The organism is Henriciella sp., assembly GCF_049649345.1.
Taxonomy (GTDB): Bacteria; Pseudomonadota; Alphaproteobacteria; order Caulobacterales; family Hyphomonadaceae; genus Henriciella.
Genome location: NZ_JBARZC010000166.1, coordinates 1 through 6,710 on the forward strand (window position 1 = coordinate 1; position 6,710 = coordinate 6,710).

The window sequence follows — 6,710 nt, forward strand, 5'->3', positions numbered from 1 at the left end:
GCGATAACGTCAAAATGGACGTCGAGCTCATCGCCCCGATCGCGATGAATGAAGGCCTGCGCTTCGCCATCCGTGAAGGCGGCCGCACCGTCGGTGCCGGCGTCGTCTCGAAGGTGAAGAGCTAAGCACTCACCCAGCCCGACCAGGCTGACACGACAAGATCATAAAGGGCCGCTGAGGAATGAGCGGCCCTTTTTCTATTTCAGTGAAAAACTGGCGGGCAAGAGTTCACTTACGGTCATTTCGGCATCGATGCCTTTCGGACTGGCAAGCACCACCTTCACGCCCGGCCCGGCAAATTCAGCCAGCTTCTGCCGGCATCCTCCGCACGGGGCGACCGGCGTGTCGGCCTCGGCATAGATGGCAACTTCCAGAATCTCCTTGTCGCCTGCGGCGACCATGGACGTGATCGCCCCGCCTTCGGCGCAGATGCCTTCCGGAAAGGAGGCATTCTCGACATTGCAACCAACGTGGATGCCGGATGCCGATCGGACAGCGGCGCCCACTTTGAAGCCGGAGTAGGGGGCGTGGGCATTGCCGCGCACAGCGCGCGCAGCTGAGATGAGATCATCGCTCATTCTTGAGCCTTCCTGAAGCTTGAGAGGCACGAAACTGGGCTTATGACATGCGAGCCGGCCGGGCAGAAAGCAAATAGTGTTTCACCCAGCTGCATGTCGCTGCAAAGATTCCGCCGAACGGTGTTGACGCTTCGATTCAAATCCCATACACCGCGCCCTTCGAAGGGTCGGCTGTGCCTGCTTTGGCAAACGCTTCCCACCGAAACAGACAATTCAGCCGATTGCGTCAGGGCGCTCCAATAAAGCGTGCGCCTAGGCGCTTCATTCATGTGGACGGGATACCGTACGATGGAAAAACAAAATATCCGGATCAGGCTGAAAGCCTTCGATCACCGCGCCCTCGATCTGTCGGCGAAGGAAATCGTGTCGACTGCGAAGCGCACTGGCGCTGACGTGCGCGGCCCGATCCCTCTGCCGACCCGCATCGAGCGTTTCACTGTGAACCGCTCGCCGCACATCGACAAGAAGTCCCGCGATCAGTTCGAGATCCGCACACACAAACGTATCCTCGATATCGTGGATCCGACCCCGCAGACCGTCGACGCTCTGATGAAGCTCGACCTGTCGGCTGGTGTCGGCATTGAAATCAAACTTGAGGGAGCGCGCTAAGATGGCCCTTCCGGCACAACGTTCAGGCGTTATTGCTCGCAAGCTGGGCATGACGCGTATCTTCAACGAGGAGGGCCGCCACGTTCCTGTGACGGTACTCTCGCTTGATGGCTGCCAGGTTGTTGGCCTTCGCACCGATGAGGATCGCGAAGTCAGCGTAAACCGCGGCAAGAAAAAAGAGAAAACCAAAGTGACCCGTAATGATGGCTACAAAGCCGTCGTAATGGGCGCAGGCGAGGCCAAGGCCAAGCGTACTGCGAAAGCCCAGCGTGAAGCCTTTGCGAAAGCCGGTGTTGCGCCGAAGCGCAAGCTCGTCGAGTTCCGCGTGAACGGCGATGCGTTACCGGACGTTGGCGCCGAGGTTGTCGCGGATCATTTCGCTGTCGGTCAGCGTGTTGATGTTGCTGGCGTTTCGCTCGGCCGCGGTTTTTCCGGTGCCATGAAGCGCTGGAACTTTGGCGGTCTTCGCGCCACGCACGGTGTGTCGATCTCTCACCGTTCGCACGGCTCCACAGGTCAGTGCCAGGATCCGGGCAAGGTCTTCAAAGGTAAGAAGATGGCCGGTCACTACGGTGTCGAGCGTGTCACCGTTCAGAACCTTGAAGTGGTTCGGACCGATGCAGAGCGCGGTATCATTCTGGTCAAGGGCGCGATCCCTGGTCATGACGGCGCTTATGTTGAAGTGCGCGATGCTGTGAAGAAGGCGCTCCACGCTGACGCGCCGGCAGACGGCTCGTTCCGCTCCAAAGGCGCGCCAGAACGAAAGGCTGAAGCCGAGACTTCGGAGGCTGGTGAATAATGGAACTCGCAGTCAAAACCCTGGACGGCAAAGCGGCTGGCAAGGCGACCGTCGATGAGGCCGTGTTCGGCCTGACCGACATTCGCGCAGACCTGCTTCATCGCACCGTGCGCTGGCAGCTCGCCAAGCGCCAGGCTGGTACGCACAAGACCCAGACGCGCGATGAAGTGTCGGTCACGACGAAGAAGTTCATCCGCCAGAAAGGCTCCGGCGGCGCACGCCACGGGTCGCGCAACGCGCACATCTTTGTTGGTGGTGCGGTTGCTCACGGCCCGCGTGTTCGCAGCCATGCGCATGAGCTTCCGAAGAAGATCCGCAAGCTCGCACTCGCGCATGCACTTTCAGCCAAGGTCAAGGACGACGCGCTGATCATCATCGATGATGCGAAGCTCGATGCGGCGAAGACGAAAGAGCTTTCCGCAAAGTTCAAGGGTCTCGGTGTCGAGAACGCCCTGAACATCGCTGGCGCGGAAGTCTACGAGAATTTTGCAAAAGCGGCTCGCAACATCCCGAACATTGATGTTCTGCCGGTCGCGGGTCTCAATGTTTATGACATCCTGCGCCGCAAGCAGCTGGTTGTCACGAAGTCTGCGCTCGAAGGTATCGGCGCGCGCTTCGAAGCGAAAGCCAAGGAAGGGGTATAAGCCATGGCTGACGTGAAAGAACACAATTACGACACGCTGCTCGCACCGGTCATCACTGAAAAGTCGACCCTGCTCGCAGAAGAAAACAAGATCGTTTTCTCGGTTCCGCTGTCCGCTAACAAGAAGGACATCAAGGAAGCCGTAGAAGCGCTGTTCAAAGTGGATGTGACCAAGGTCAATACGATCAAGGTCAAGGGCAAGACCAAACGCTTCCGTGGGAAGCTCGGTTTCCGCTCGGACACGAAGAAGGCGATCGTCACCCTGAAAGACGGACAGTCCGTCGATATCACGACCGGTCTGTAGGAGAGCATCATGGCACTCAAGACTTTCAATCCGACCTCCCCGGGCCAGCGCCAGCTCGTCATTGTTGACCGCTCGGAGCTGCACAAGGGTCGCCCGGTCAAATCACTGACCGAAGGCCTCACCAAGTCCGGTGGCCGGAACAATCGTGGCCGTGTCACGGTTCGCGGCATCGGCGGTGGCGCCAAGCGCCTCTACCGCAAGGTCGATTTCAAGCGCACCCGCTGGGATGTTCCTGCGACGGTCGAGCGCCTCGAATATGATCCGAACCGGACCGCATTCATCGCGCTGATCAAGTATGAAGATGGCGAGCAGTCCTACATCATCGCGCCGCAGCGTCTGGCTGTCGGTGACACGGTGGTGACCTCCAAGACTGCTGACATCAAGCCGGGTAACGTGCTTCCGCTGAAGAACATTCCGGTCGGCACGATCGTACACAATGTCGAGATGAAGCCCCTGAAGGGCGCTCAGATTGCGCGCTCTGCCGGTACCTATGTTCAGCTGGTCGGCCGTGACGCCGGTTATGCGCAGATCAAGCTATCTTCCGGCGAGCTTCGCATGGTTCCGGACAGCTGTCTGGCAACCGTCGGCGCTGTGTCCAACCCGGACAATATGAACCGCGTCCTCTCCAAGGCCGGCCGCTCGCGCTACCTTGGCAAGCGTCCGAAGGTTCGCGGTGTGGCGATGAACCCGGTCGATCACCCGCACGGTGGTGGTGAAGGCAAATCGTCCGGTGGACGTCACCCTGTGACGCCATGGGGCAAGAAGACGCGCGGACCTAAAACCCGCAAGACAAAGGCTTCGGATCGTCTGATCATCCGTCGCCGCAACGCGAAACGCTAGGGAGCGAGAGAGATGCCACGTTCCGTTTGGAAAGGTCCGTTCGTAGACGGCTATCTGCTCAAGAAGGCAGAAAAGGCGCACGCTTCCGAGCGCCGTGAAGTGATCAAGACCTGGTCGCGCCGTTCGACGATCATGCCGCAATTCGTTGGCCTGAATTTCCAGGTTCACAACGGCAACAAATTTGTTCCTGTTCTCGTCACCGAGGAAATGGTGGGGCACAAGTTCGGCGAGTTTGCGCCGACCCGTACCTATTATGGCCACGGTGCCGATAAGAAGGCGAGGAGGAAGTAAGCGATGAGCAAGACGAAGAATCCTCCCAGACAGGCGGCTAACGAGTCTCGCGCCGTGCTGCGCATGTATCGCTCCAGCCCGCAGAAGCTGAACCTCCTGGCTCAGCAGATCCGCGGCATGCCGATCCAGCGCGCGCTCAACGAGATGAAGTTCTCCCGCAAGCGCGCAGCCCAAGACGTCTACAAGGTTCTGTGGTCGGCCATGTCGAATGCCGAGAACAATCACAATCTCGACATTGACAGCCTGGTCGTTGCAGAGGCGCATGTTGGCAAGAACCTGGTCATGAAGCGTATCCGCGCTCGTGCCCGTGGCCGCGCAGCTCGCATCATGAAACCTTTCTCGCAGCTCACCATCGTGCTGCGCGACACATCAGTTGAAGCGGAGGCCGCATAATGGGCCAGAAGATTAATCCCGTTGGGCTGCGTCTCGGTATCAACCGGACTTGGGACAGCCGCTGGTATGCCGACACGGCAGACTATGGCCGTCTCGTCCACGAAGACCTGAAAATTCGCAAGGCGATCAAGGACCAGCTGAAGCAGGCCGGTATCTCGCGCATTATCATCGAACGTCCGCACAAGAAGTGCATCGTGACGATCCACACGGCCCGTCCGGGTCTGGTGATCGGCAAGAAGGGCGCTGATATCGAAGTGCTTCGCAAGAAGCTCTCGAAGATGACCGAAGACGAAGTTCGCGTGAACCTGGTCGAGATCCGCAAGCCGGAAATCGACGCAACGCTGGTCGCCGAAGACATTGCGCGCCAGCTTGAGCGTCGCGGCTCGTTCCGCCGCGCCATGAAACGCGCGATCCAGAACTCCATGCGCCTCGGCGCACTGGGTGTTCGTGTCATGGTTGCCGGCCGTCTTGGCGGCGCGGAAATCGCGCGCACCGAGCAGTATGCAGAGGGTTCTGTCCCGCTGCACACGCTGCGCGCCGATATCGACTATGGCACCGCCGAAGCAGAGACGACCTACGGCATCATTGGCGTGAAGGTCTGGATCTACAAAGGCGAGATCATGGAGCACGACCCGATGGCACAGGACCGCAAGGCCGAAGATTCCGGTCAGGCCCGTGCCCGTTCGACCAACCAGCGTGGACCGGCTTCCGGCCCGCAAGGCGCAGGAGCTTAACCGATGCTGCAGCCGAAACGCACAAAATACCGTAAGGCTTTCAAAGGCCGGATCACGGGCAATTCCAAAGGCGGCTATACGCTGAACTTTGGTAGCTATGGCCTCAAGGCACTCGAGCCTGAACGCGTCACCGCGCGTCAGATCGAGGCGACCCGCCGTGCCGTGACCCGCGAAATGAAGCGTCAGGGCAAGGTGTGGATCCGGGTGTTCCCGGACACGCCAGTCACTGCAAAGCCGATCGAAGTTCGCATGGGTAAAGGCAAGGGCTCGGTTGACCGTTGGGTCGCCCGCGTCGCACCTGGCCGTATCCTGTTCGAGATTGATGGTGTTCCGGACGCTGTTGCGATCCAGGCCCTGAAGCTCGGCGCTGCGAAGCTGCCGATCAAGACCAAAATCATCAAGCGCATTGAGGGGATCTAGAGATGAAAATCGCTGACATGCGTTCGAAGAGCGAAGACCAGCTGAAAGACCAGCTCGTCCAGCTCAAGAAAGAACAGTTTAACCTCCGCTTTCAGCAGGCCACCGGTCAGCTTGAGAAGACGGCCCGCATGAAGGAAGTCCGCCGCGACATCGCGCGCGTGAAGACGCTTCTTCGTGAGCAGGCCAAAGCGGAAGCAGAGGCGTAGGAGAAGAGACATGCCAAAGCGCGTAATGGAAGGCGTTGTTGTGTCCACCAAGCAGGACAAGACGGCTGTGGTCCGCGTTGACCGCACCTTCCTTCATCCTGTCATGAAGAAGATCGTGCGCCGCTCGAAGAAGTATCACGCTCACGACGAAGCCAATGTCGCTGTCGAAGGTCAGCGCGTCACTATTCAGGAGTGCCCGCCGCGCTCCAAGCTGAAGACGTGGGAGCTGGTTGCTGGAGAAGGGGCTGACTCATGATCCAGATGCAATCCAACCTTCGCGTCGCCGACAATTCCGGCGCCCGCCGCGTCCAGTGCATCAAGGTGCTGGGTGGTGCAGGCCGCCGTTATGCGTCGGTGGGCGACATTATCGTCGTCTCGGTCAAGGAAGCTATTCCGACCGGCCGCGTGAAGAAGGGCGATGTGCGCCGCGCTGTCGTCGTACGCGTCTCGAAAGACATTAACCGCCCCGACGGGTCGACCATTCGTTTCGACACCAATGCCGCTGTGCTGGTGAACAACAATGGCGAGCCGATCGGTACCCGGATCTTCGGCCCGGTTCCGCGCGAGCTTCGCGCCAAGAACCACATGAAGATCGTCTCTCTGGCTCCGGAGGTGCTGTAACCATGGCTGCCAAAGTGAAAAAAGGTGATCGCGTGATCGTGACCGCCGGCCGCAACAAGGGTGTTCAGGGCGAAGTGCTGAAAGTGCTTCCTTCCGAGAACCGTGTTGTTGTCCAGGGCATCAATGTCGTGAAGCGCCACCAGAAGCCGGGCCAGATGGACCCAGGCGGCATCAAGACGTTCGAAGCGCCGATCCATGTCTCCAACGTGGCGATCATGGATCCACGTGACGGCAAGCCGACCCGCGTCGGTTTCAAGTTAGACGAGCATGGC

The 6,710-nt window shown here is 59.4% G+C and carries 14 protein-coding genes and 1 pseudogene; 14 read left to right on the plus strand and 1 reads right to left on the minus strand.

Features of this window, described 5'->3' with window-relative positions; genetic code table 11:
• Positions 1-125, plus strand: a pseudogene (tuf, locus tag WA989_RS04030) (elongation factor Tu); the annotation flags it as partial.
• 72 nt (positions 126-197) lie between these two features.
• Here tuf and WA989_RS04035 read toward each other — a convergent pair.
• Entirely contained in the window at positions 198-578 is a 381-nt protein-coding gene (locus WA989_RS04035) for a cytidine deaminase (protein ID WP_424339229.1), read from the minus strand.
• A gap of 288 nt (positions 579-866) precedes the next feature.
• On the opposite strand from WA989_RS04035, the gene rpsJ reads away from it, so the two are divergent.
• From rpsJ to rplX, 13 genes are all read left to right on the plus strand, one after another.
• Complete coding sequence (gene rpsJ, locus WA989_RS04040) at positions 867-1,187, plus strand: 30S ribosomal protein S10 (protein ID WP_084394339.1); 321 nt, start codon at positions 867-869, stop codon at positions 1,185-1,187.
• Between the two features lies 1 nt (position 1,188).
• The gene (gene rplC / locus WA989_RS04045; RefSeq protein WP_424339230.1) at positions 1,189-1,986 is read left to right on the plus strand and encodes a 50S ribosomal protein L3; all 798 of its coding nucleotides are present in this window, start codon (positions 1,189-1,191) and stop codon (positions 1,984-1,986) included.
• The gene (rplD, locus tag WA989_RS04050) at positions 1,986-2,630 is read left to right on the plus strand and encodes a 50S ribosomal protein L4 (protein WP_424339231.1); all 645 of its coding nucleotides are present in this window, start codon (positions 1,986-1,988) and stop codon (positions 2,628-2,630) included. The genes rplC and rplD overlap by 1 nt, the downstream gene beginning before the upstream one ends.
• A gap of 3 nt (positions 2,631-2,633) precedes the next feature.
• Positions 2,634-2,933, plus strand: coding sequence for a 50S ribosomal protein L23 (locus WA989_RS04055; RefSeq protein ID WP_424339232.1), 300 nt, complete (start codon positions 2,634-2,636; stop codon positions 2,931-2,933).
• A 9-nt stretch (positions 2,934-2,942) separates the two neighbouring features.
• Positions 2,943-3,773, plus strand: a complete 831-nt coding sequence (gene rplB / locus WA989_RS04060) for a 50S ribosomal protein L2 (protein ID WP_424339233.1) — start codon at positions 2,943-2,945, stop codon at positions 3,771-3,773.
• Positions 3,774-3,785: 12 nt separating this feature from the next.
• Positions 3,786-4,064 carry a 30S ribosomal protein S19 gene (gene rpsS, locus WA989_RS04065; protein ID WP_424339234.1) on the plus strand — a complete coding sequence of 93 codons (279 nt, stop codon included), beginning with the start codon at positions 3,786-3,788 and terminating at the stop codon, positions 4,062-4,064.
• Between the two features lie 3 nt (positions 4,065-4,067).
• The gene (gene rplV, locus WA989_RS04070; protein ID WP_424339235.1) at positions 4,068-4,457 is read left to right on the plus strand and encodes a 50S ribosomal protein L22; all 390 of its coding nucleotides are present in this window, start codon (positions 4,068-4,070) and stop codon (positions 4,455-4,457) included.
• On the plus strand, positions 4,457-5,191 hold the full coding sequence (gene rpsC, locus WA989_RS04075; protein ID WP_424339236.1) for a 30S ribosomal protein S3: 735 nt from the start codon (positions 4,457-4,459) through the stop codon (positions 5,189-5,191). The genes rplV and rpsC overlap by 1 nt, the downstream gene beginning before the upstream one ends.
• A gap of 3 nt (positions 5,192-5,194) precedes the next feature.
• Positions 5,195-5,611, plus strand: coding sequence for a 50S ribosomal protein L16 (gene rplP / locus WA989_RS04080; protein WP_424339237.1), 417 nt, complete (start codon positions 5,195-5,197; stop codon positions 5,609-5,611).
• Between the two features lie 2 nt (positions 5,612-5,613).
• Positions 5,614-5,817 carry a 50S ribosomal protein L29 gene (gene rpmC, locus WA989_RS04085; RefSeq protein ID WP_424339238.1) on the plus strand — a complete coding sequence of 68 codons (204 nt, stop codon included), beginning with the start codon at positions 5,614-5,616 and terminating at the stop codon, positions 5,815-5,817.
• Positions 5,818-5,827: 10 nt separating this feature from the next.
• Positions 5,828-6,073 (plus strand): 30S ribosomal protein S17, encoded by a 246-nt coding sequence (rpsQ, locus tag WA989_RS04090; protein ID WP_424339239.1) that lies wholly within the window; start codon positions 5,828-5,830, stop codon positions 6,071-6,073.
• Complete coding sequence (gene rplN / locus WA989_RS04095; protein ID WP_424339240.1) at positions 6,070-6,438, plus strand: 50S ribosomal protein L14; 369 nt, start codon at positions 6,070-6,072, stop codon at positions 6,436-6,438. Before rpsQ ends, rplN begins: the two co-directional genes overlap by 4 nt.
• 2 nt (positions 6,439-6,440) lie before the next feature.
• Positions 6,441-6,710, plus strand: a 270-nt coding sequence (gene rplX / locus WA989_RS04100; protein ID WP_424339241.1) for a 50S ribosomal protein L24, incomplete at its 3' end; no start/stop codon positions are given.

Coding starts and splice junctions, on each gene's coding strand:
- WA989_RS04035 (WP_424339229.1), bottom strand. CDS start 578: ATGAGCGATGATCTCATCTCAGCTGCGCGCGCTGTGCGCGGCAATGCC.
- rpsJ (WP_084394339.1), top strand. CDS start 867: ATGGAAAAACAAAATATCCGGATCAGGCTGAAAGCCTTCGATCACCGC.
- rplC (WP_424339230.1), top strand. CDS start 1,189: ATGGCCCTTCCGGCACAACGTTCAGGCGTTATTGCTCGCAAGCTGGGC.
- rplD (WP_424339231.1), top strand. CDS start 1,986: ATGGAACTCGCAGTCAAAACCCTGGACGGCAAAGCGGCTGGCAAGGCG.
- WA989_RS04055 (WP_424339232.1), top strand. CDS start 2,634: ATGGCTGACGTGAAAGAACACAATTACGACACGCTGCTCGCACCGGTC.
- rplB (WP_424339233.1), top strand. CDS start 2,943: ATGGCACTCAAGACTTTCAATCCGACCTCCCCGGGCCAGCGCCAGCTC.
- rpsS (WP_424339234.1), top strand. CDS start 3,786: ATGCCACGTTCCGTTTGGAAAGGTCCGTTCGTAGACGGCTATCTGCTC.
- rplV (WP_424339235.1), top strand. CDS start 4,068: ATGAGCAAGACGAAGAATCCTCCCAGACAGGCGGCTAACGAGTCTCGC.
- rpsC (WP_424339236.1), top strand. CDS start 4,457: ATGGGCCAGAAGATTAATCCCGTTGGGCTGCGTCTCGGTATCAACCGG.
- rplP (WP_424339237.1), top strand. CDS start 5,195: ATGCTGCAGCCGAAACGCACAAAATACCGTAAGGCTTTCAAAGGCCGG.
- rpmC (WP_424339238.1), top strand. CDS start 5,614: ATGAAAATCGCTGACATGCGTTCGAAGAGCGAAGACCAGCTGAAAGAC.
- rpsQ (WP_424339239.1), top strand. CDS start 5,828: ATGCCAAAGCGCGTAATGGAAGGCGTTGTTGTGTCCACCAAGCAGGAC.
- rplN (WP_424339240.1), top strand. CDS start 6,070: ATGATCCAGATGCAATCCAACCTTCGCGTCGCCGACAATTCCGGCGCC.